At 40.9% G+C, this 22,390-nt stretch carries 17 protein-coding genes; 8 read left to right on the top strand and 9 right to left on the bottom strand.

Annotated features, from left to right (window positions below; translation table 11 throughout):
* Position 1 precedes the first annotated feature (1 nt).
* From ACFQ1G_RS13180 to ACFQ1G_RS13160, 5 genes are read right to left on the bottom strand one after another with little or no spacing between them, the layout of a single operon-like run.
* Positions 2-547 (bottom strand): hypothetical protein, encoded by a 546-nt coding sequence (locus ACFQ1G_RS13180; protein WP_380740282.1) that lies wholly within the window; start codon positions 545-547, stop codon positions 2-4.
* A 44-nt stretch (positions 548-591) separates the two neighbouring features.
* Positions 592-1,281, bottom strand: coding sequence for a YjjG family noncanonical pyrimidine nucleotidase (locus ACFQ1G_RS13175; RefSeq protein ID WP_380740280.1), 690 nt, complete (start codon positions 1,279-1,281; stop codon positions 592-594).
* Entirely contained in the window at positions 1,268-2,557 is a 1,290-nt protein-coding gene (locus tag ACFQ1G_RS13170) for a polysaccharide deacetylase family protein (RefSeq protein WP_380740278.1), read from the bottom strand. The genes ACFQ1G_RS13175 and ACFQ1G_RS13170 overlap by 14 nt, the downstream gene beginning before the upstream one ends.
* Positions 2,558-2,568: 11 nt before the next feature.
* Positions 2,569-3,270 carry a RadC family protein gene (radC, locus tag ACFQ1G_RS13165; RefSeq protein WP_380740276.1) on the bottom strand — a complete coding sequence of 234 codons (702 nt, stop codon included), beginning with the start codon at positions 3,268-3,270 and terminating at the stop codon, positions 2,569-2,571.
* Positions 3,271-3,318: 48 nt separating this feature from the next.
* Complete coding sequence (locus ACFQ1G_RS13160) at positions 3,319-4,674, bottom strand: UDP-N-acetylmuramate--L-alanine ligase (RefSeq protein WP_380740275.1); 1,356 nt, start codon at positions 4,672-4,674, stop codon at positions 3,319-3,321.
* A 319-nt stretch (positions 4,675-4,993) separates the two neighbouring features.
* Between ACFQ1G_RS13160 and ACFQ1G_RS13155 the strand changes: the two genes are divergently transcribed.
* From ACFQ1G_RS13155 to ACFQ1G_RS13145, 3 genes are read left to right on the top strand one after another with little or no spacing between them, the layout of a single operon-like run.
* On the top strand, positions 4,994-8,038 hold the full coding sequence (locus ACFQ1G_RS13155) for a gliding motility-associated C-terminal domain-containing protein (protein WP_380740274.1): 3,045 nt from the start codon (positions 4,994-4,996) through the stop codon (positions 8,036-8,038).
* Between the two features lie 19 nt (positions 8,039-8,057).
* The gene (locus ACFQ1G_RS13150) at positions 8,058-8,993 is read left to right on the top strand and encodes a PorP/SprF family type IX secretion system membrane protein (RefSeq protein ID WP_380740272.1); all 936 of its coding nucleotides are present in this window, start codon (positions 8,058-8,060) and stop codon (positions 8,991-8,993) included.
* A gap of 9 nt (positions 8,994-9,002) precedes the next feature.
* The gene (locus ACFQ1G_RS13145) at positions 9,003-10,646 is read left to right on the top strand and encodes an OmpA family protein (RefSeq protein ID WP_380740269.1); all 1,644 of its coding nucleotides are present in this window, start codon (positions 9,003-9,005) and stop codon (positions 10,644-10,646) included.
* 66 nt (positions 10,647-10,712) lie between these two features.
* Here the strand turns inward: ACFQ1G_RS13145 and ACFQ1G_RS13140 are convergent, their stop codons facing one another.
* Genes ACFQ1G_RS13140 through ACFQ1G_RS13130 form a run of 3 tightly spaced genes read right to left on the bottom strand, consistent with a single transcriptional unit; the run spans position 10,713 to position 13,444 of the window.
* Positions 10,713-11,234 carry a DUF4136 domain-containing protein gene (locus ACFQ1G_RS13140; protein ID WP_380740267.1) on the bottom strand — a complete coding sequence of 174 codons (522 nt, stop codon included), beginning with the start codon at positions 11,232-11,234 and terminating at the stop codon, positions 10,713-10,715.
* A gap of 54 nt (positions 11,235-11,288) precedes the next feature.
* A complete protein-coding gene (obgE, locus tag ACFQ1G_RS13135) occupies positions 11,289-12,296 on the bottom strand; it encodes a GTPase ObgE (RefSeq protein ID WP_380740265.1) in 1,008 nt (335 codons plus the stop codon).
* 38 nt (positions 12,297-12,334) lie between these two features.
* The gene (locus ACFQ1G_RS13130; RefSeq protein ID WP_380740263.1) at positions 12,335-13,444 is read right to left on the bottom strand and encodes an adenylate kinase; all 1,110 of its coding nucleotides are present in this window, start codon (positions 13,442-13,444) and stop codon (positions 12,335-12,337) included.
* 130 nt (positions 13,445-13,574) lie between these two features.
* Between ACFQ1G_RS13130 and ACFQ1G_RS13125 the strand changes: the two genes are divergently transcribed.
* From ACFQ1G_RS13125 to ACFQ1G_RS13110, 4 genes are all read left to right on the top strand, one after another.
* On the top strand, positions 13,575-14,741 hold the full coding sequence (locus ACFQ1G_RS13125) for a 5-(carboxyamino)imidazole ribonucleotide synthase (RefSeq protein ID WP_380740260.1): 1,167 nt from the start codon (positions 13,575-13,577) through the stop codon (positions 14,739-14,741).
* A gap of 10 nt (positions 14,742-14,751) precedes the next feature.
* On the top strand, positions 14,752-15,237 hold the full coding sequence (gene purE, locus ACFQ1G_RS13120) for a 5-(carboxyamino)imidazole ribonucleotide mutase (protein ID WP_380740259.1): 486 nt from the start codon (positions 14,752-14,754) through the stop codon (positions 15,235-15,237).
* Between the two features lie 221 nt (positions 15,238-15,458).
* Positions 15,459-17,492, top strand: a complete 2,034-nt coding sequence (locus ACFQ1G_RS13115; protein WP_380740257.1) for a M3 family metallopeptidase — start codon at positions 15,459-15,461, stop codon at positions 17,490-17,492.
* A gap of 99 nt (positions 17,493-17,591) precedes the next feature.
* On the top strand, positions 17,592-18,143 hold the full coding sequence (locus tag ACFQ1G_RS13110; protein ID WP_380740255.1) for a sigma-70 family RNA polymerase sigma factor: 552 nt from the start codon (positions 17,592-17,594) through the stop codon (positions 18,141-18,143).
* Between the two features lie 245 nt (positions 18,144-18,388).
* On the opposite strand, the gene ACFQ1G_RS13105 is transcribed toward ACFQ1G_RS13110, so the two are convergent.
* Positions 18,389-19,210, bottom strand: coding sequence for a hypothetical protein (locus ACFQ1G_RS13105; protein ID WP_380740253.1), 822 nt, complete (start codon positions 19,208-19,210; stop codon positions 18,389-18,391).
* 128 nt (positions 19,211-19,338) lie between these two features.
* Here ACFQ1G_RS13105 and gcvP point away from each other — a divergent pair, with 128 nt between their 5' ends.
* Complete coding sequence (gene gcvP, locus ACFQ1G_RS13100; RefSeq protein WP_380740252.1) at positions 19,339-22,188, top strand: aminomethyl-transferring glycine dehydrogenase; 2,850 nt, start codon at positions 19,339-19,341, stop codon at positions 22,186-22,188.
* The last annotated feature ends 202 nt before the right edge of the window (positions 22,189-22,390 follow it).

Here is a 22,390-nt window from a genome sequence, read left to right as displayed (position 1 = left end):
TTTAAAATTCGAAGTTGTAAGCCGCAGTTGACAGAAGCTGAAGCTGACCTTCGGTAGCACCGGGACCCGGATCCATTTCCATCCTGATCTTGATCTTACTGGACTCATTAAGAGCGTTAAGCGCCTCTCCTTCAATAGTCTCCTTCAAAGTCGATATCTGAGGAGTCTCCTTGTTTCCGGGAAGTATATCAAAAGAAATAGTGTGATTAACCCTATTCCTATCGGTCATAAAATATAAAGTAGCTTGAAACTTTCGTGGAAGGGAATTTGTGGTGTCAAAAAACAAGTCAACACTCGTAACGTTTTGTTTAAGATCATCTGTAACCACCTCAAAGGTGACTTCCCGATCAAAACCAATGGTTTCTTGCTGTTCAAAAGCTAAAAGATCGGCTTCCAGGGTAAAATCTAAAAGATCGATGACTGCTGTAGGCGTAAGCTGGATTTCATCTATCTGATCCAATTCGACATCTTTTACACAAGAGGTCAATACTAAAATAAAGACAATCGAAAGCAGGGGGACTTTTAACAAGTCTTTAAGATTTTTCATGGGGGCAAATTTACAATCTTAACGGACTTGAGAAAGAGTTATTGCTAAAAATATTTAGTTAAATCTTTCATTTTCAGCACCTGATGAAAATCTCCCTGGATCTCCTGACGGTAATAATTATAAAGGATGGCGGGCATTCCGAAGTTTTGAGCACCCATAACATCTGCTTCCAGGTTATCCCCAATCATGATGCTTTCTTCTACTCGTGCAGCAGCATTTTTTAAGGCCACTTCAAAAATTTGCCTGTGCGGTTTCTTTACTCCCACATCTTCTGAAGTGGTAATACTGTTAAAATATTTAAGAATTCCGGAGCTTTCCATCTTTCGATGTTGCACCTCTTTGAAACCATTGGTGATAATATGTAATTTGTAGCGAGGATGCAGGTAATCAAGTATTTCAATAGTCCCCTCCAATAAATGGTTGTGATTGGGTAAGTGCTCAATATAATCTATAGCCAGACGATCAATTTGATCATCGGAGACATTGATCTCAAGGCTGTCAAAGGTCTCCTTTAAGCGGCCGTATCTTAGATCTGCTTTCGTAACCTTATCTTCCCTATAAAGTTTCCAGTAATTGGCATTAATGGGAGTATATTTTTCCAGAAAAACTTCTAATTCCACAGCGATGCTGTTCTTTTCAAAGATGGAACTAAAAGCAAGACCGGAGTTTTTATCAAAATCCCACAGGGTATGATCCAGATCAAAAAATATGTGTTGTACCTCAGTAAATTTCATTTACGATCTTTAATATATTCCTATTCCTTTTAGCGTTAGAGTACTCCGAAAAATCCTGGTTTGAAAAGACTGAAATCAATGTACCGTTCACAAGTTTGACTTGTCGTTTTATTTCCAGAACCTTATATTCAATTTCAGTTTCTTTTAATTTCTGCATCGCCTGAATATTGATGGCATATGGGTGAAGCAGTAAAGGGGTAGTGATCTCAAAATTCAGGTCATAGAACAAGAACGGCGTACAGGTTCCGGCTCTAAAACCTATTTTTTCAGGAAAGCCCATAGAATAATCATTCTGGAAATCCAGTTCCACCATATGATTGTAAGTATCTGGCAGCAACAGATTGTATTTATTATTTATAGCACTGGTGACCGGCCTCTTTAAAATGTTTTCCAGCCTCGTCTTTTCTTCCTTCAAAAAACTGAATTTTTGATTAGCGAAAAAACCGGGTTGCAACCCCACTTCGGCATAATCTGCCACCGACTTTATCAAACTTTGAAATTCCAGCCTGTTATGGTTAATATTCCTGTCGTGAGTTGAAAAATCACTTACCTGAAACATAAACTTCAGGGGAATACCATGTTTTTTAAGAAACCGTAGTATTCTGTCATAAACATCAAAAGGATCCCGTTTCAACTTCATCATTACCTGGATCCTGTGAAGCACATATTTAGCCTTCAGCTGAAAAATATCCTCCAAAAAACCAAGCAAGACCCTTACCGCACCTTTCTTTTTATAACAGTAAGCTTCAGTAACAGATATTATATTTTCTGTAAGGTATTTTCTTTCAGGAAAATCATAAACAGGAAATTTCTCTTTAAGTACTTCCCTGAATTTATAAGCCCAAATATCTATAACGGGCTTCTCTAAAAATCCTTCCTGAAAAGCAAGGCTTTCCGAAGCAGGGAACCTTCCCTCTATATCCTTAACATGTGGCAAATATTCTTCATACCTGCTCAAAAGGAAAAAGGAAGCTGCAAAAATATCGAACGGGAGTGAACTGTTATCTGACACAGAAAAAAAACAAGGAACATCATCCCATTGCTGCACTTTCACTTCCAGATCTGTCATCCCCTGCTCCAACAGAAGATCAACGTTTTGAATAAAGACTTCGTTTGCGAGGCTCTGTTTTCCGTACGACAACTTCATCCCCTCATGCGCTACAAACTCTTCGATCTTGGAGGTGAAGCCCACCTGGATCCCCAAAATACGGGTACAGACATGCTTAAACACATACGTAATACGCGGGGTGATCTTTTGTGTATAGATTAAAAGCATACAGCCAGAAATTAAAGCAAGCCTTCATCGGCGAAGCTAAAATAGGATTTCTCTGTGACAATTAAGTGATCGAGGATCTTGATATCAAGACTCTCTCCTGCAGTTTTCAACTTTTGGGTTAATTGTTTATCAGCGCTGCTTGGACTAAGAGCACCGGAAGGATGATTGTGAGCCAGTATAATAGAAGTAGCACCGAGCTCAAGTGCCTTTTTTAAAGCAAGCCGGACATCTACCAGAGTTCCGGTAATTCCACCTTTGCTTAACTGAAATCTGTCAATGACTTTGTTGGAGTTATTAAGATAAATGACCCAAAACTCTTCGTGGGGAAGATCTCCTATAATAGGCTGCATCAATTCAAAAACCGAATTACTTGATGAAATTTTCTTTTTTTCCAGCGCCTCTTCGGTTCGTCTGCGTCTCCCAAGTTCAAGGGCTGCCACTATGGTCACAGCCTTTGCTTCACCAATTCCCTTAAACTCCATTAATTGGTTCACACTGAGTTTCCCCAGTTCATTTAAGCTGAATTCTGAACGAGCCAATATCTTTTTACAAAGATCAACAGCCGACTCATTTCGGCTACCCGAACCGATAAGGATCGCCAAAAGCTCAGCATCACTTAAAGAAGTTCGACCTTTATTCAGAAGTTTCTCCCGGGGACGGTCATCGTGTGCCCAATTCTTAATAGTGAATGAAGTCTGATCTCCGTCTCGCATTGATATCTTTTATTTAAAGATATGAAAATCAAAGACATAAGACCCGCCCTAATTAATCCAATTTGATATTTCATCAAAATCTAATCCACCATAATTCCCACTGCTCATTAATAATAGAACAGAATCGTCAAGATCACTAGATCTTAGGAAATTTTGGAAATCTTCAGAATTAGTATAAACGATTAGATCGTTTCTTTGAAAAGCCTTAAAAATCTGTTCTTCGGAAATTTCTTCCAAACGTTTGTTCTTTACTGCTTCAGGAGAATAATAGACTACCGCCACGTCAGCACTATCAAGAGCACTTTGGTATTGACTTAAAAATTCTGCATTCAAACTGCTGTATGTATGGAGTTCCAGACACGCCACCACTTTTCGCAGGGAATACTGTTCCTTGACCGCTTTGGTTGTCGCCGCCACCTTTGACGGACTGTGAGCAAAATCTTTAAAAACTACCGTTTTTGGAGTTTCAGCCACCTTTTCCAGTCTTTTTGAAGCCCCGGAAAATGTCGCGATAGCCTCATAAAAATCTTCTTCATCCACGCCCATATGCTGACAGATCCATTTAGCACCTGCAAGGTTTTGAAGGTTGTGTCTTCCAAATATCTCCACCGGCATATCCCCTTCCGGAGTTTGCAGCATGGTTACCTCGTTTTCCACAGAATATTCCGGTACGCTATAAGGGTGTTTTCTAATTGTATTGGTGGTTTGGTCGACTAACTTTTTCAATTCTTCATCCTCCTCATTATAGACCAGGATTCCGCCTTTAACAATAGAGTCTATGAAAATTTTAAACTGTTCAAGGTATTCCTCGAAAGTTGGAAACACATTGATATGGTCCCAGGCAATCCCACTGATCAAGGCGATATTAGGTTTGTATAAATGGAATTTTGGCCTGCGATCTATAGGGGAAGATAAATATTCATCTCCTTCTAGGACGATGAAATCATTTTCTTTAGTTAGATGCACCATGGTGTCAAAACCTTCTAATTGTGCCCCTACCATATAATCTACCTCCTTATTGTGATAGTTCAAAACATGTAGTATCATAGAGGTAATGGTAGTTTTACCATGCGAACCGCCAATTACAACCCTTGTTTTCTCTTTAGACTGTTCATACAGGAATTCAGGATAGGAATATACTTGTAAACCCAGTTCCCTTGCGCGTTGTAGTTCAGGGTTATCTTCCTTAGCATGCATACCTAATATTACTGCATCAAGATCTGAACTGATCTTCTCAGGAAACCAGCCATATTCAGTTGGCAACAAGCCTTTTCTTTCTAATCTTGACCTGGAAGGTTCATATATCATATCATCACTTCCGGTTACGTCATTTCCTTTTTCCTGAAGGGCAAGTGCGAGGTTATGCATGGCGCTGCCACCAATCGCGATAAAATGTATGCGCATAAAATGTCTTTTGGCGTAAAGATAATTGAAAGCAATCGAGTAAAAAAAGGAAACTGTATGGCGGGTATTTTATACACTGAAGATCAAGGATCTCGATTTCGTTGTATTATTTTAACTTACTCTTTGTAAAAGAATTCTTAATAATATTATATTAAAATTATATTTGTACTTTTAACCCACCCTACATCAGCAAATTAGCACCATCACAAAGGGTGCTGCCTTTAAACCTCAACTTAACAGTAGTTTAAGGTTTTTTTTTAATCTTTGCTATAAATTTGAACCCAATTCAAAAAGTGAACAACCTTAACATTTAGAGCCTATGCGAAATTTTACTCCAAGGAAAAATGGATTACCTTTCTTCCTTTTTACCTTACTATTAATCAGCGGATCAGCCCTGTACGGACAAACAACATGTCCTACTGCAGTTGATCAAAATTTATCCGATGCAGGAAACCAGCAGTATTTTTGTGATTCCGCTATTCCGGAAGTCCAGGATCTTAGCGCACAGGGCACAGATGTTGTGTGGTATGCAGATCAAACTTCAACCACACCCCTTGCTGACACTCAACTTCTAGCTACAAACACAATATATTACGCAGGAACAAATACTGCGAGCTGTGCTGGAAGTCGTTCAGAAGTAACGGTAACTATTTATAGCCAGCCTGAAATTCTTGGTATCAATGACAACAAGTCGCAAACCACAAAACAATCATTACCATCTTTAACTTTTTGTGTTGCCGATGTCAACAATCCAGATATCTACTTAAGTAATATCCGCACAAGCGCAGATGAATCGGGAACCATCCAATGGTATGACGGCCAGAATTCTTCTACAGTCCTGCCAGATAACACCGAATTGGTAAACGGTGCAACCTATTGGGTAGACCAGGCAAATCCTTACGGATCTTGTAGAACTAACCGTCAAAGCGTAAAAATTGAGTTAATTAGTGAACCTGCACCAACTGGTGAGGCAACCCAAACTTTCTGTGCGGCGAATAACCCGACCCTTGGAGATATAGTCACCAATACAGACAATCGCTATTTTGTTTCTGAAACATCGGTGACAGAATTAAGTATAAACACTCCATTGGTAGATGGTAAAACCTATTACTTATCGGCAATTGGTACTGAATGTAACAGTATAAACAGACTTGCCGTTACAGTAACCGTTTCCCCATTAACAGTTGTTGACGAAACCCAAAATTTTTGCGAAACCGATAATGCTACCGTAGCAGATCTTTCTCCGGCTGACGGAACATGGTATGCAGACACTACTTTTACTACACCTCTGGATCCAACCGAGGCCTTAGTTCATGCAACAGAATATTTTCTTGCACTGGAAGACGGAAGCTGTACGACTGCAAGAGTGATAGCATCAATTTCCAAAGCACCGAATGCAGGTACTGCAACAGAGCTAACTTATTGCGCGAACGATCCTGCCTTTGATCTTTATAATGAGATCTCAGGAACCCCTGATGCGGGAGGAACTTTTGAGCCGGTGCTTACAGCAAATTCATTTGATCCTGCAGTATGGGGAGTTGGAACACACGACTTTACTTATACGGTAGCAGGAGATGATTACTGTGACGACGCGGTAAATACCGTAAGCGTTACTGTTACTGAAGCACCTGATGCCGGTGAACCGGTAAGTGAGACCTACTGTAGTGCAGATTTCACTACCGGAGATGACCTTATTGCTGTATTTAATTCCTTTATAGCCGACAGAGATCAAAGCGGAACCTTTAATCCGCCTCTGGAAACCCTTGGTGCCGATTTCGGTACTAACCCGGTGGGAACTTTTTCCACTCAATATACGTTAACTACAGGCTCCTGTACAGATTCAGCTGACTTTACTATTACTGTAAACCAATCTCCGGATTCAGGAACAAGTGCTACTTACCAGTTGATCGAAGGTGATAATACAGTAATAGACCTGTTCACAGCGTTAGGCGGCACTCCTGCAACAGGAGGGGTATGGACTGCTGAAGACGGAACAGTTGTAAGTGGGAATTTTGATCCGGCTGTAGATTTAGCCCCTTCCACCTTTACTTACACGGTAGGAGCTAATGGCTGCGAATCATCTTCCACGGTTTTTGTAGCCGAAGCTTGCCCTATAGTTGCTAACATTACTCCTGAATTTTGTGAAACTGTAGATGATGGTACGGGAGCAGATTTCCCAAGGGTAAGTGATCTTTTACCATCACACGCCGTTTGGTACGCCAGTGCTGATCCAACAGACAACACTCCGATTGATCCAACTACAGAACTTGAAGACCAGGCAGTTTATTACGCCGGAAATGCAAGTAGTACCTGTACAGCAAGAACAGCGGTAACAGTTACCATTTTAGACTCTCCAAACGCAGGAGTAGATACTCCCGTAGCTGTTTGCGCGAATGACGCAGAATTTGATCTAGTAAGCATGATCGATCCATCCATTTTAGGAGAAGCAGATACTAATGGAACAATCAACCCTCCTTTAGCAAGCGGAACCTTTATGTTTGACCCGGCTGTTGATATTGCCGGTGATTACACCTATACCGTTCCATCCACAACCACCTGTGCAGATGCAAGTGTTACTATTACCGTAGCAATTAACGCGGTTCCCGGAGCTCCTGCAACTTCAGATGTGGAAGAATGTGCTTCTGTTGGACTTACCGTAGCTGACCTTCCTGTAACTCCGGATGCCAGCAACACGGTTCAATGGTATACAGATGCCGCATTAACAACACCTGCTGCGGCAACAGATGTTTTAGTTAGTGGTAACTATTACGCAACACAAATGAGTCCGGAAGGATGTGAGTCTGATGCAGCAACTGCCGTGGTAATAATTAATGACGCTCCAACCCCGACCATGGTTTCGGGTGGAAATATCTTCTGTATGGTAGATCAACCTACCATTGGGGATATCGCAATGAACGATTCAAATGTGACCTGGTACGATGCGCCAACAGGTGGAAGTGTTTTAAGCACTTCTGAATTATTGGTGAACGGAACTATCTATTACGCTTCACTTACAGATACTGCTACGGGATGTGAAAGCTCTCAAAGATTGGCTGTAACAGCAGAACTCGAAAAATGCCCGCTTCCTATCCCTGAAGCATTCAGTCCTAACGGAGATGGCATAAATGACGTTTTCGAGGTGAACTTTATCGGGGAGCAATATCCTGACTTCAGCATCAAGATCTTTAACAGATGGGGACAGCCTGTCTTTAAAGGGAATGCTTCTAACGACACATGGAATGGTGTGGCTACAGAAGGAGCGATAGGAAGCAAGGAAGTGCCGGTAGGTGTTTACTTCTACGTAATTGAGTATAATGACGGTGAAACCAAGCCTACACAAGGACGTTTGTATCTAACCAGATAATTTGAAACATTAGAATAGTATGAAAAATTCAATTATAAAATTTTTATTCGTTGTTAGTATTGCCCTCCTCTCCTTTGAGGGTAATGCTCAACAAGATCCACACTTCACCCAATACATGTATAACATGAGTGTGGTTAACCCGGCTTATGCCTTAGACCAAGAAGGCTTGTTAAGGACCGGTTTGATATATCGCAACCAGTGGGCCGGTATGGAAGGTGCACCGGAAACTATCAATGTTTTCGCTCAAACTCCTTTATCTAAAAGAGTAGAGCTAGGGGTGACCATAGTGCACGATGAAATCGGGGATATTGAAAAGGAAAATAACATTACTGCAAACTTTGCATATGTGCTTCCGGTAACAGAAACAGCTAAACTTTCCCTGGGAATAAAAGGGGGAGTTAATTTCTTCGATGCCGACCTTACCAGCCTTAGTACTCCACAACAAGGTACAGATCCGGCCATGAGGGACATGAATGAGGCGTTTCCGGTCTTTGGAGTTGGGGCTTATTGGTTCGAAGATAATTACTATATAGGATTATCTGCACCAAACCTGTTAACTTCAAAACACATTGAAGAAAATGAAGGCCTAGTTGGGATAGGTGAAGAGAATGTTCACTTCTACCTAACCGGGGGGTATGTATTTGATATCAACGAAGATTTCAAAGTAAAGCCTGCGTTCATGTTAAGAGGCGTACAAGATGCACCTTTATCATTAGATGTGACCGCAAACGTTTTGCTATACAACCGCCTCGAAGCCGGTGTTGCCTACAGGCTAGATGACGCCGTAAGCGGATTGGTAAATTTCAGAGTTACGCCAGACCTTCGAGTAGGATATGCTTATGATTACACTACATCTGTATTAGGTGATTATAACGACGGTTCACATGAGATCATGATTTTGTTCGATCTGGATATACTTTCAAGAGGTTACAATAAGTCACCAAGATTCTTTTAAAAAAACTATATGAAGAGATTTTACACAACACTTTTAATCACAGTAATAGGCTTTTCGGCATTTGCTCAAAATGTTAGTGTAAGTAAAGCTGACAGGTTATTTAAGGAACGAGCTTATATGGATGCTTCTGAAGTGTACAGGCTTATTTCTGACAAGGACCAGCATGTGCTGCAAAACCTGGCAGATTCTTATTTCTACACTAACCGAATGTTAAGTGCTGAAGGTAATTATAAAGAACTATTTAACCGTTTTGACGGCAATATTGCCCCGGAATACAGGTTTAGATATGGACATGCTCTTAGAGCAATGGGTAAACATCAGGAAGCAGATGAAGTTCTTAGCGAGTATTTCAAGAAAGAAGTAAGTTTACGCAAGCTTGCCAAAGAACTTGACACTGTAGCACCTCATTCTTTCAGAGTTCAAAAATTAGCTCAGAACAATTCTTCTTCAGATTTTGGAGTCGCTTACATGGGTGATCGCGTGGTTTTCGCATCTACCCGTAATGAGAAAAGACCTATTTACATCTGGAACAAGAAACCATACCTTGATCTTTTTACAGCTGAAATGTCAGCTGACGGAGAAATGAGCGACGTGGAACTGTTCCCCGGTGAGATCAATACTGACACCCACGAAAGTTCGGCTACTTTTAATGCAGACAATACCGTTATGTTCTTCAACAGAACCAATGAGGAACGTGTGAGAGCAGACAACGAAAGAATAAAGGTTGCGCATATTAGTATTTACCGTGCAGAATTGATTGACGGAGAATGGACAAATGTGCAGCGTGTTCCTTTCGCCAGTGACGAATATTCTACCGAACACCCTTCTTTAAGCGCAGACGGCAAGAAACTTTATTTTGCAAGTGACATGCCGGGCACCATGGGATCTTTTGACATTTTCGTGGTAGACGTTCATGAGGACGGAACTTATGGAGAACCAAAGAACCTAGGACCAAATGTAAATACAGTTCATAGGGAACAATTTCCTTTTATGAGTAGTGAAGATGTGCTTTACTTTTCATCTAACGGAAGAACCGGATTCGGTAACCTGGATATCTTTAGAACCGACGTGGAAAACGGAACCTATACTGAGTCGCAAAACCTTGGCGGAACGGTTAATAGCGGGTATGATGATTTCGCCTTCGTGATAAAACCCGGGGACGACAAAGGTTATTTCGCATCTGTTGACAATGGGTCTGAAAGCCTCTACTCTTTCATCAGAGAAGAGATCGTTAGAACTGAGCCGGAAGAGGTGGTCGCTAAAGAATTGGTCGAAGAAAATGTAGTGACAGGAGCACAACAATTACGTGATGTTGCTAATATTTACTTTGACTTTGACAGATCTGAAATTCTACCGCAAGCTGAAATAGTTCTTGACAGGGTTGTAAACATCATGAAAGACTATCCAAAATTAGAATTGGAGATAGGTTCACATTCTGATGCCAGAGGACCTGATGAATACAATTTAAATCTTTCTGAAAGAAGGGCAGCTGCCACACTGGAATATATCGTAAGCAAAGGGATTGACCGAAGCAGATTGTCTTCAAAAGGATATGGCGAAACTATGCCATTAAATAATTGCACCAAACCAGACATGTGTACTGAGGAGGAATATGCAATAAACAGAAGAAGCGAATTCAAAGTTATGAACTAGCTTCCTCTAACTAACCAACCAATGAAAAAGCCCTGATAATTCAGGGCTTTTTAAATTTTTGTAATTTCACCTTTTTGGAGGATATCCTTTAAGAGCCTTTTCCACGATGGCATCAAATTTTTGCTGGCGCATTTCAGGCGAAGCATCAAGATCAAACACACTTTCCACCACTGCCTGCCACACAAGAGCATTCGTATTAGCGTCAATAAGGTCAAAAGTGAGGCGAAGATAGGTTTCTGTACCACCAATTGGAATTCCGCCGCTCACACCTACTCCAACATTTCTTCCGGTACCTCCCACACCAATTCCCAGGCGGGAATCACTTTCCTTTCTGAATTCTTCGGAATAAATATTTAAAAGAAGATCAGGATCTTCTGAAGCGGATAATTGTTTGCTCCTCATGGCGCGGTCTATACTCTCTATCAACCTGCGTTCATCAAGCTGACTAAGCCCGGTCCTTAGGTCGGGATAAATTCCGTAGGATCTATAAGTAGAAAAATTAGCCTGTTCATCATAATCATAAACAGCCTGAGGCGCATTGCAGGAGGCAATGAATATTAGTAAAAAAAGATATTTGAAGATTTTCATGGCGTGCTTTTCCTTTAAAAATAAGAAAAAACACGCTCAATATGAACAAGTTACCTATTCAACTTCTTTATTAAGCATTTCCCAAAGCTTATCTTTAAGTTCGGTCAAGCCCAGCTGGGCAACAGAAGAAATGAACATATAAGGCACATCAAAAGCATTATCCAACTCCTCCTTCAATTCCGCTTTCAATTCGTCATCCAGCATATCACTTTTGGAAATGGCAATAAGGCGATCCTTATCCAGCATTTCTGGATTGTAACGCCTTAACTCATCTACAAGAATTTCATATTGCTTTGTAATATCCTTGGCATCTGCAGGAATAAGGAAAAGCAACGTAGAGTTTCTTTCAATATGACGCAGGAATCGGTGACCAATCCCCTTACCTTCTGCAGCGCCTTCAATGATCCCGGGAATATCGGCAACAACAAAAGTTTTGAAGTCCCTGTATTGTACGATCCCAAGATTCGGTTTTAAAGTAGTGAACTCGTAATCAGCGATCTTTGGTTTTGCTGCTGTGATCACAGAAAGCAATGTAGATTTCCCGGCATTAGGAAATCCTACCAATCCGACATCGGCCAATATTTTAAGCTCTAAGGTAATGTCTTTCTCCTCACCCGGGATTCCCGGCTGAGCGTATCTTGGAGTCTGGTTTGTAGATGACTTGAAATGCCAGTTACCCAAGCCTCCTTTTCCACCTTCAGCAATGACCACTTCCTGTCCATCTTCAGTGATCTCATGAAGTATATCCTGAGTTTCGGTATCGCGAATCACAGTACCTAAAGGCACTTCAATATATTGATCTTCCCCGTCGGCACCGGAACTTCGTTGTTTACTTCCGTGTTCTCCGTGCCCAGCTTTTACGTGTCTTTTGAATTTTAGGTGAAATAAGGTCCAAAGATTCTTGTTCCCTTTCAAGACAACATGACCTCCACGACCTCCATCTCCACCGTCTGGTCCACCTTTGGTGATATATTTTTCACGATGCAAATGGGCAGAACCTTTTCCCCCGTTTCCGGAGTTAATATGGATCTTTACATAGTCTACAAAATTCCCTTCAGTCATGTGCCTTACCTTATATTTTGATTGCGATATATCGTCAACTAAGAAAGTTGATCGATCACCGCTTTTAACCTATTTGTTATTTCTTCAATACTACCTACCCCATTCACTCCAAAATACTTATTCTGCTTCAGGTAGAACTGCTTTAAAATAGCAGTCTCTTCGTAGTATACTTTTATTCTTCTTCTAATGACCTCTTCATTCGCATCATCAGGTCTTCCGGAGGTCTTCCCTCTTTCCAATAAACGTTGAACCAAAAGATCATCTTCCACTTCCAATGCGATCATCGCGCTTACCTCGGTCCCTTCATCATTCAATAATTCCTCAAGAGCTTCAGCCTGGGCAACAGTTCTTGGGAAACCGTCAAAGATGAAACCGTTTCCATCTAGGTCTTTTTGAACCTCAGCTTTGAGCATATCAATGGTCACTGCATCAGGAACCAATTGCCCTTTGTCCATATAAGACTTGGCCATCATTCCCAATTCGGTCTCGTTTTTAATATTGAACCTAAAAACATCTCCGGTAGAAATATGTTTTAGGTTGTAAGCTTCTTTAAGAATGGTAGCTTGAGTCCCTTTTCCGGCTCCCGGAGGGCCAAACAACACGATGTTTGTCATCTTTGTTTCTTTAAGTTTGTATACCTGAGTAAGATTTCGACCAAGTCCGTCATAGTCCAGGCCGTAGCCCACGATAAAGTCATTGGGAATTTCCATTCCAACGTAATCAATGGGCAAAGATTTTTTATAAGAATTTGGTTTATAGAAAAGCGTTGCGATCTTGTATTGCGCCACCTTTTCAGCTTCTAGGATCTTATCAAGACTTTCCAGGGTATTTCCCGTATCCACGATATCTTCGATCACCACCACATGACGACCTTCCAGGGACTGGGTAAGCCCCATCAAAGAGTTCACCGCACCGGTTGTGGAAGTCCCTTCATAAGAGCTCAACTTTACAAAGCTCACCTCACAATCTCCTTTAAATCTCTTGATCACTTCAGAAGCAAAGAGAAAAGCACCATTTAAAACCCCCAGAAACACAGGAGTTTTTCCTTCAAAATCTTCATTGATCTTTGCTGCCACTTTTTCAATCCCAACGTTGATCTCGGCTTCAGAAATAAAGGGCGTAAATTTCAAATCGTGTAGTTGTACCAAACCAAATTTATTTTTGGGTAGCAAAGATACATATTCCTGACAACTCATTAGCCCAAAATAAAGGGCATTTATATCTGAATCTTTCGGCAATTCAGAATTTTAAAATTATTTTTGCTGAAACACCAGCCTGATGAACAATTATTTTTCTTCAGATTTTAAACTCGGAATTCTAGGTGGCGGCCAGTTAGGAAAAATGCTGCTCTACGAAACGCGAAAATTTGATATTCAAACATTGGTACTGGATCCCAGCGCCGAAGCACCTTCCCGCATTGCCTGCGACTCTTTTTCCCAGGGCGATCTTATGGATTACGAGACGGTACTCCAATTCGGAAGGCAAGCTGATGTCATTACTTTTGAAATAGAATCGGTAAATGTAGAGGCTCTGATCAAACTGGAACAGGAGGGCAAAAAAGTATATCCTTCCTCTAATACGCTAAAAAAGATCCAGGATAAAGGAATTCAAAAATCTTTTTATAAAGAAAATGCGATTCCAACAGCCCCTTTTAAAAAATTCGATTCTAAAAAGGCACTTTTAAGCAGTGTCGAAAATGAAGAAACCGTCCTGCCTTTTGTTTGGAAAAGTACCACCGGAGGCTATGACGGGAAGGGTGTCGCAGTGATAAAAAATAAAGAGGCGTTGGAAGACTTACCAGAAACCCCTTGTATTGCAGAAGAACTGATCCCTTTCAAAAATGAATTGGCAGTTATTGTTTCCAGAAACCCTTCAGGCGAAGTAAATACTTATCCGGTTGTGGAAATGGAGTTTCACCCTGAAGCAAATCAGGTGGAATACGTTATTTGTCCGGCGAGGATAGAGACTTCCGTGGCAGAAAAAGCAAGAGAGATCGCCAAAAAAGTTTCCGAAGCATTTGAACACGTAGGACTATTGGCCGTTGAAATGTTTCAGACAGAAGATGACCAGATCCTGGTGAACGAAGTAGCGCCGAGGCCTCATAACAGTGGCCATTACAGCATAGAGGGCAGTTTCACTAATCAATTCGAACAACACCTTCGAGCTATTCTCGATCTTCCACTAGGAAACACAGATAGCAAAGTTGGTGGGGTTATGGTGAATCTGGTTGGCGAAGAAGGCTACACAGGTGATGTCATTTATGAAAATATCTCCGAAATCCTGAAGTTTAAAGGGGTAACCCCTCATATCTATGGAAAGAAAATCACACGCCCCTTCAGAAAAATGGGTCATGTTACCATAGTTAATGAAGATCTTAATGAAGCGAGAGCCATTGCTGAAAAAGTAAAGGCCACCATAAAAGTCATAGGAAACGAACTAATCTAAAAAACAAAAGATGAGCAAAGTCGGAATAATAATGGGCAGTACCAGCGACCTTCCTGTAATGCAGGAGGCTGTTGATATTTTAGAAAGTTTTGGGATCGAAACGGAGGTTGACATCGTTTCAGCTCACCGAACTCCCGAAAAACTTTTTGATTACGGTAAAAATGCCCATACACGCGGTATCCAGGTAATCATTGCCGGAGCAGGGGGTGCAGCCCACCTTCCCGGGATGATCGCTTCCTTATCCCCTCTTCCGGTAATTGGAGTTCCTATAAAATCAAGCAACTCTATAGACGGATGGGATTCGGTACTTTCCATCTTACAAATGCCCGGGGGAGTCCCGGTTGCCACCGTAGCCTTAAACGGGTCGAAAAATGCGGGAATTCTGGCAGCTCAAATAATTGGAAGTGCTGACAAAAATGTTCTCAATAAAGTCCTTGAATATAAAGAAGGCCTGAAGGAAAAAGTTATTGAAGGCGCTAAGAACCTGAAGAAATAAAAAAGCCACGTTTTCACGTGGCTTACAGTAGCTTCTAATTGTTTTAATAGTATTTATTAACCATTCTAAATATATTAATCAAAAACCTAAAGGCTACTATTCTTTATTTCTTATCTATACCCTAAGGACTGTTAAAGTAAATAAAAAAAAATTGTTTCTCATCAGTAAAAGCAGAAATTTTCGTTAAGAGTTCTGTTTTTATAGATAAAAATTAACAAAATATGGCATCAACTAATCCACTTCTTCAACCTTTTGAAACTGCTCCCTTTTCAAAAATAAAAACGGAACATTTTCAACCGGCTATTCACGAAGCGATCGATCTTGCCAAAAAGGAAATTGAAAAAATAACCCATTCAAAAGAGGAGCCCACTTTTGAAAATACTATCGAAGCCCTTGAATTTGCTGGGAGTAAACTAGATAGGATCACCAGCATTTTCTTTAATTTGAATTCTGCTGAGACCAACGATGAAATACAACAATTAGCTCAGGAAATCTCTCCGGTACTGACTGATTTTAAGAATGATATCATTCAGAATACGGAACTTTTCGAAAGAGTGAAGCAAGTTTTCGATAAGCAGGAAAATTCTGACCTCAGCATAGAACAAAGCACGCTTCTAGAGAAGAAATATAAAATGTTCACCCGCAATGGGGCGAACTTAACTGATGAAGGCAAGAAAGAATTAAGGGAGCTCGACAAAAAACTTGCGACCCTGAGCCTGAGTTTCGGGGAAAATGTACTTGCCGAAACGAATAGATATGAATTACATCTTACCAATGAGAAAGATTTAGAGGGCTTACCAAAGGGTGTGATAAGCGCTGCAAAAATGCTCGCCAAGTCAAAAAACAAGGAAGGCTGGGTATTCAATCTGCATTATCCAAGCTACCTGCCTTTCATGAAATACGCCAAAAACCGTGATTTACGAAAGGAGATGGCTTTAGCATTTGGTTCAAAAGGATTCCACAGGGATAAATATGACAATCAGGAAAACGTATTACAGATCGTAAAACTTCGTTATCAAAAAGCCAAACTTCTTGGTTATCCTACCTATGCTCATTTCAAGCTGGAAGAGAGAATGGCTGAAACGCCAGAGAAGGTAAAATCATTCATGCAGGAATTACTTGAAAAAGCAAAACCGGCCGCAGAAAAGGAATTTGAAGAACTCGAAAGTTTTGCAAAAGATCTTGAAGGGATTGACAAACTTCAAAAGTGGGATGCAGCTTACTTTGGCGAAAAATTGAAACAGAAGTTGTTTGACCTGGACGATGAGCAGCTAAAACCTTATTTTGAACTCAACCAGGTGATCCAGGGAGTCTTCATGGTTGCTGAACGTTTATATGGATTGAAATTCCAGGAAGTTTTTGATGTTGACACCTACCACCCGGAAGTTAATACCTATAAGGTTACAGATGAAGATGGAAAAGACATCTCTCTTTTCTATGCAGATTTCCACCCAAGAGAGGGAAAAAGAGGCGGTGCATGGATGACATCCTACAAGTCCCAGTATCGCAAAAGTGAAAAGAACGAACGACCTCATATATCCATAGTCTGTAATTTTACAAAACCCACAGAGGATGAACCTTCTTTATTAACCTTTAACGAGGTGACCACTTTATTCCATGAATTTGGTCATGCCCTTCACGGCATGCTTGCAGATACTATCTATCCAAGTATTTCAGGAACCAACGTTTTCTGGGATTTCGTCGAACTTCCCAGCCAGGTACTGGAGAACTGGTGCTACGAGAAAGATGCACTTGAACTTTTTGCAAAGCATTACCAAACCGGGGAAGTCATTCCCCATGAACTTATTCAGAAGATAAAAAAGTCGGCTACCTTCCATGAAGGAATGGCTACCCTTAGACAACTTAGCTTTGGGATGCTTGATATGGACTGGCATAGTATTGACCCAACTAAGATCGACAATGTAAAAGACCACGAAGAGAAGGCCTTTGAACCCACCCAGCTGTTTCCAGATGTGAAGGAAAACTGCATGAGCACTTCTTTCTCGCATATCTTCCAGGGAGGATATGCTGCAGGCTACTACTCATACAAGTGGGCTGAAGTTCTCGATGCAGACACCTTCGAATATTTTTCCGAAAAAGGCATTTTCGACAGGGAAACCGCACAAAAGTTCAGGGATACAATCCTTTCCCAGGGAGGAACAGAACATCCACTGACTCTGTATAAACGTTTCCGCGGAAAAGAGCCTGCTCCGGAAGCATTACTTCGTCGAGCCGGATTACTTCCGAAGAAGTAAAATCCTACATAAAACTTTGTGAATCAGGTTAAAACAATTGCCATTTCTTCAAAATATTCGCACATCTTTTGCTAATTTTAAAGAAGAGTTCGAAATGAAATGGCCAAAAACAAACTAGATCCTGATAAATGGGTTGACCGTTATGCCGATTACCTGTTCAATTATACAATTGTGCGGGTAAATGATCGGGAAGTAGCCAATGACCTCATTTCAGAAACATTTTTGGCGGCACTCAATTCCATGAAAAATTTTAAAGGAGATGCTAGTGAACGCACCTGGCTCATATCTATCCTAAAAAGGAAGATCATTGATTATTACCGAAAGATCAATTCTAATAAAGGTAAAGCAGAAGTAAAAGTGACGCTTCCCGATGGAGAGGCTGAGGGAGAGTGGCTAGAAGAAAAAGTTGCCGACCTTTCAGACAGAACCGCCGAGGATGAAATGGAGAATAAAGAACTGGGTTTGGCTATTCTTGATTGCATGGATCAACTTCCTAAAAAACAGGCCAGGATATTTAAAATGAAAACAATTGAGGGAATTGATACGGAAGCAATCTGTAATGAATACAAAATTACACCGTCTAATCTATGGGTAATAATACACAGAGCCAGAACTTTTCTGGCTAATTGTTTAGAAAAAAACTGGTTTTAGTGATGAGTATAAGTAGTTTATTAGGCCTTAAGTGTGAAGATGCAGCAAGTTATTGCAATAAAGCAGAATATCAGGAGGCTAGCTTCAGTGACAAGGTCAAACTTAGGTTACACCTTTTTTTTTGTAAGCCATGTAAGGATTATAATCATAAGAACCACAAACTCTCGCAGCTTATAAAGAAAGCTGACCTCAAATCCTGTACTAAAGAAGAGAAAGATCTTCTAAGGCAACGCATGGAAACGCAATCAGAAACTTCTAAGTAACAACAAGATAAACATCCAGAATATCGGAATACTTTCTACCCAAAAAGCCGAAAAATACTGTGACTGTTGCTCTCTCGATTTCCAGATCATACCGGCGGTAAATAGAATAATGAACGCCAAAGCACTTATTGAGGCCCGTGAAACACTGTCCTTTAAAAACTCGATCAGAAAAACACCCGCAAGCATCACAAAACCGAGGATTTTTGTTCGGGTGACTCCCATTTTCTGTGGAATGGTGCCTAATTGCTGAAGATCATATTTAAGGTCGCGTATCTCAAAAGGCAGTATCAAAACCAACACCAGCAAAAACCGCTGCACAAATTCAGGAAGCACCTCCGAACCTATAATTCCACCTCCCTCAATAAAAGGCAAAATTACAGTTACCCCTGCCCATACAAAGGCGATGACAAAGATCTTTATACCCGAAATACTTCTAAGGTTCCTTTTCTTACTCAGTACGGGCAAGGCATATAATAAAGTAAAAAACCCAAAAAATGCCGTCCAGTAAAGAATTTCAACTTGCATATTCCAGGCACTCCAAAGTAAAAACAGGAATGCGAAAAAGGAGAAAATCTGGATGATTTTAAGTCCCTTTGCGAGGCTGGAATGATGCAGTTTGGCGATACCTGCATATTTCACAAAATTATACCCTGTAATACTTCCGAAGAAAACAAAAAGCAGCAGATCTGAATCAGGTGAAAAATCAAAATTCACATAAGATACAACACAGAGTGACACTACTGCTAATGCCACATGTATACTGCTGTTTATATAAAAATCGAAAAGTTGTTTTAGTATTTTCATTATTTTGTTTTGGTCACCTCCGGTTTCCTTATTCAACTCTCCAAAAGTTAACAATACTTCGAGCTTAAATCATTAAAAAATAGGTTTAAAATCCGTAATTTCGCAACTCAAAACACAACTTTTATTTAATGAACACTTTTTCTTTCGCCTCCCGACATATAGGTCCCAGGGAAAATGACCTTCAGGACATGCTTAAAACAGTTGGTGCAGACTCTATGGACCAACTTATCTACGAGACCCTTCCTGATGATATTCGCCTGAAAAAGGATCTTGACCTGGCCCCTGCCATGAGTGAACATGAATACCTTGCTCACAGTATGGCTCTGGCTGCCAAAAATAAAATATTTAGATCTTATATTGGTTTGGGATACCACCAGGCAATAACTCCTGCCGTGATCCAGAGAAATATTCTGGAAAATCCGGGCTGGTATACTGCATACACGCCATACCAAGCTGAGATCGCGCAAGGCCGACTGGAAGCTTTATTAAACTTCCAGACCGTTATTGCAGACCTTACCGGAATGGAACTAGCAAACGCTTCTCTTCTTGACGAAGCTACCGCGGCAGCTGAAGCAATGTCGTTATTGTTTGAAATAAGAGACCGTGACCAGAAGAAAAAAGGAGTGAACAAATTCTTCGTTTCAGAAGAAGTACTTCCTCAAACCATTGATGTTCTGAAAACACGTGCCATCCCACTTGATATCGAGCTGGTAATTGGCGATCATGAAGCTTTCGATTTTTCGACTGATTTCTTTGGAGCTTTCTTACAATACCCGGGAAAACTAGGTCATGTTTTTGACTACGCGGAATTTGTCGCGAAAGCAAAAGAAAATAATATTAAAACTGCCGTAGCCGCAGATCTGCTTGGACTTGTAAAATTACGTGCCCCGGGAGAATTTGGTGTTGACGTAGTAGTGGGAACCTCTCAGCGCTTCGGAATTCCATTAGGTTATGGCGGGCCTCACGCAGCTTATTTTGCGACACGTGAGGAATACAAAAGAAATATTCCGGGAAGGATCATTGGGGTAACCAAAGATACTGACGGAAACTTTGCCCTTAGAATGGCTCTCCAAACTCGTGAGCAGCACATTAAAAGAGACAGGGCGACTTCAAATATTTGTACCGCACAGGTTCTACTTGCCGTAATGGCTGGTATGTATGCGGTGTACCATGGACCAAAAGGCCTTAAGCATATCGCAACCCGTGTTCATAAGCTTGCCGTAACTACTGCGGAAAGCATTGAAAAACTAGGATATTCTCAGCTTAACTCCTCTTACTTCGATACACTATTGATTAAAGCTGATGCAGCCAGAATCAAGGAAATCGCAGAGAGAAATGAAGTGAACTTCTATTATCCTTCAGAGGATGCAGTTGCAATCTCTCTAAACGAATCGGTTAATCTGGATGATGTGAACACTATCATTTCGATCTTTGCTGAAGCTGCAGGAAAAGAATCTTTTAAAGTTTCTGAACTTTCCGAAGAGAACCGAATTCCTGGGGCTGTAGAGCGTAAAACCGAGTTCCTTAAAAATGAGGTATTCAACTCGTATCATTCCGAAACCGACATGATGCGATATATTAAAAAATTGGAACGCAAAGACCTTTCTTTGAACCATTCCATGATCTCATTAGGATCATGTACCATGAAACTGAATGCAGCTTCTGAAATGTTACCTATCAGTTATCCTCAATGGGGTAACCTTCACCCTTTTGCTCCTGTTGAGCAGGCTGAAGGATATCAGATCGTTCTAAAAAGACTTGAAAAACAACTTAATGAAATCACCGGATTTGCCGGAACTTCTCTTCAGCCAAACTCAGGTGCGCAGGGTGAATATGCTGGTCTTATGGTGATTAGAGCTTACCATGAATCAAGAGGTGACTCACACCGAAATATTTGCCTTATCCCTTCCTCAGCACATGGAACTAACCCAGCATCTGCCGTAATGGCCGGAATGAAAGTAGTGGTTACCAAGTCTACTGATAAAGGGAATATTGATGTAGAAGACCTTAGAGAGAAAGCAATCAAATACAAGGATAACCTGGCCGCTTTAATGGTAACTTATCCTTCAACGCATGGGGTTTTTGAAAAGGCAATAAAAGAGATCATCGAGATAGCCCACGAAAATGGCGCTCAAGTATATATGGATGGTGCAAACATGAACGCCCAGGTTGGACTTACCAGCCCGGGAGAGATCGGTGCTGACGTTTGCCACCTTAACCTACACAAAACCTTTGCAATTCCTCACGGAGGAGGTGGACCTGGGGTTGGACCTATTTGTGTAGCCGAGCAATTGGTACCGTTCTTACCAGGCAGTCCATTAGTGAAAACGGGAGGAGATTCTGCCATTACAGCGATTTCCGCAGCACCATGGGGATCGGCTTTGGTATGCCTTATCTCTTATGGATATATTACCATGCTTGGTAGTGAAGGCCTCAAAAAAGCAACTCAATATGCCATTTTGAACGCCAACTACATAAAGGCTAGAATAGAAGAGCATTATAAAACCCTCTACAGTGGTGAATGTGGAAGAGCAGCTCACGAAATGATCGTGGATTGCCGTCCTTTCAAAGCTAAGGGAATTGAAGTGACCGACATCGCAAAAAGATTGATTGATTACGGTTTCCACGCGCCTACGGTTTCCTTCCCGGTTGCAGGAACACTTATGATCGAGCCAACAGAAAGTGAAAGCAAGGCTGAATTGGACAGATTCTGTGACGCATTGATCTCAATTCGTAAGGAGATCGATGAAGCTTCGGAAGACGAACCTAACAACGTGCTTAAAAATTCACCTCATACTTTAGCTATGCTGACAGCAGATGAGTGGAACTTCCCTTATAGCCGAGAAAAAGCCGCTTATCCGTTAGATTACGTCTCAGAAAATAAGTTCTGGCCGGCAATCAGAAGAGTCGATGAAGCTTACGGGGACAGGAATTTAATGTGTACCTGTGCTCCCATAGAAGAGTACATGGAAGAATAGAAATAAGGATTAATATTAAAACCGAAGGAGAGTATCCTTCGGTTTTTTTATATCCGATGATTTTTTACCTTTAACCAATCCTTAACAACACAGCCTCTTTTTTAAGGAGTTATGAATTGACCGGTGGAATTTTTGAATTAAAATAATGATTCCATAAATCGAAAATTTTATTTAGTTAAAAGGGCAGAATCCGAGATTGGTT

It is taken from the genome of Salinimicrobium gaetbulicola, from assembly GCF_042676025.1.
GTDB classification, from domain to species: Bacteria; Bacteroidota; Bacteroidia; order Flavobacteriales; family Flavobacteriaceae; genus Salinimicrobium; species Salinimicrobium gaetbulicola.
This window is presented reverse-complemented; position numbering and strand designations above follow the sequence as displayed.

Bases quoted from the DNA above. Each gene is read 5' to 3' on its own strand.
- ACFQ1G_RS13180 (WP_380740282.1), bottom strand. From the start codon at position 547: ATGAAAAATCTTAAAGACTTGTTAAAAGTCCCCCTGCTTTCGATTGTC.
- ACFQ1G_RS13175 (WP_380740280.1), bottom strand. From the start codon at position 1,281: ATGAAATTTACTGAGGTACAACACATATTTTTTGATCTGGATCATACC.
- ACFQ1G_RS13170 (WP_380740278.1), bottom strand. From the start codon at position 2,557: ATGCTTTTAATCTATACACAAAAGATCACCCCGCGTATTACGTATGTG.
- radC (WP_380740276.1), bottom strand. From the start codon at position 3,270: ATGCGAGACGGAGATCAGACTTCATTCACTATTAAGAATTGGGCACAC.
- ACFQ1G_RS13160 (WP_380740275.1), bottom strand. From the start codon at position 4,674: ATGCGCATACATTTTATCGCGATTGGTGGCAGCGCCATGCATAACCTC.
- ACFQ1G_RS13155 (WP_380740274.1), top strand. From the start codon at position 4,994: ATGCGAAATTTTACTCCAAGGAAAAATGGATTACCTTTCTTCCTTTTT.
- ACFQ1G_RS13150 (WP_380740272.1), top strand. From the start codon at position 8,058: ATGAAAAATTCAATTATAAAATTTTTATTCGTTGTTAGTATTGCCCTC.
- ACFQ1G_RS13145 (WP_380740269.1), top strand. From the start codon at position 9,003: ATGAAGAGATTTTACACAACACTTTTAATCACAGTAATAGGCTTTTCG.
- ACFQ1G_RS13140 (WP_380740267.1), bottom strand. From the start codon at position 11,234: ATGAAAATCTTCAAATATCTTTTTTTACTAATATTCATTGCCTCCTGC.
- obgE (WP_380740265.1), bottom strand. From the start codon at position 12,296: ATGACTGAAGGGAATTTTGTAGACTATGTAAAGATCCATATTAACTCC.
- ACFQ1G_RS13125 (WP_380740260.1), top strand. From the start codon at position 13,575: ATGAACAATTATTTTTCTTCAGATTTTAAACTCGGAATTCTAGGTGGC.
- purE (WP_380740259.1), top strand. From the start codon at position 14,752: ATGAGCAAAGTCGGAATAATAATGGGCAGTACCAGCGACCTTCCTGTA.
- ACFQ1G_RS13115 (WP_380740257.1), top strand. From the start codon at position 15,459: ATGGCATCAACTAATCCACTTCTTCAACCTTTTGAAACTGCTCCCTTT.
- ACFQ1G_RS13110 (WP_380740255.1), top strand. From the start codon at position 17,592: ATGGCCAAAAACAAACTAGATCCTGATAAATGGGTTGACCGTTATGCC.
- ACFQ1G_RS13105 (WP_380740253.1), bottom strand. From the start codon at position 19,210: ATGAAAATACTAAAACAACTTTTCGATTTTTATATAAACAGCAGTATA.
- gcvP (WP_380740252.1), top strand. From the start codon at position 19,339: ATGAACACTTTTTCTTTCGCCTCCCGACATATAGGTCCCAGGGAAAAT.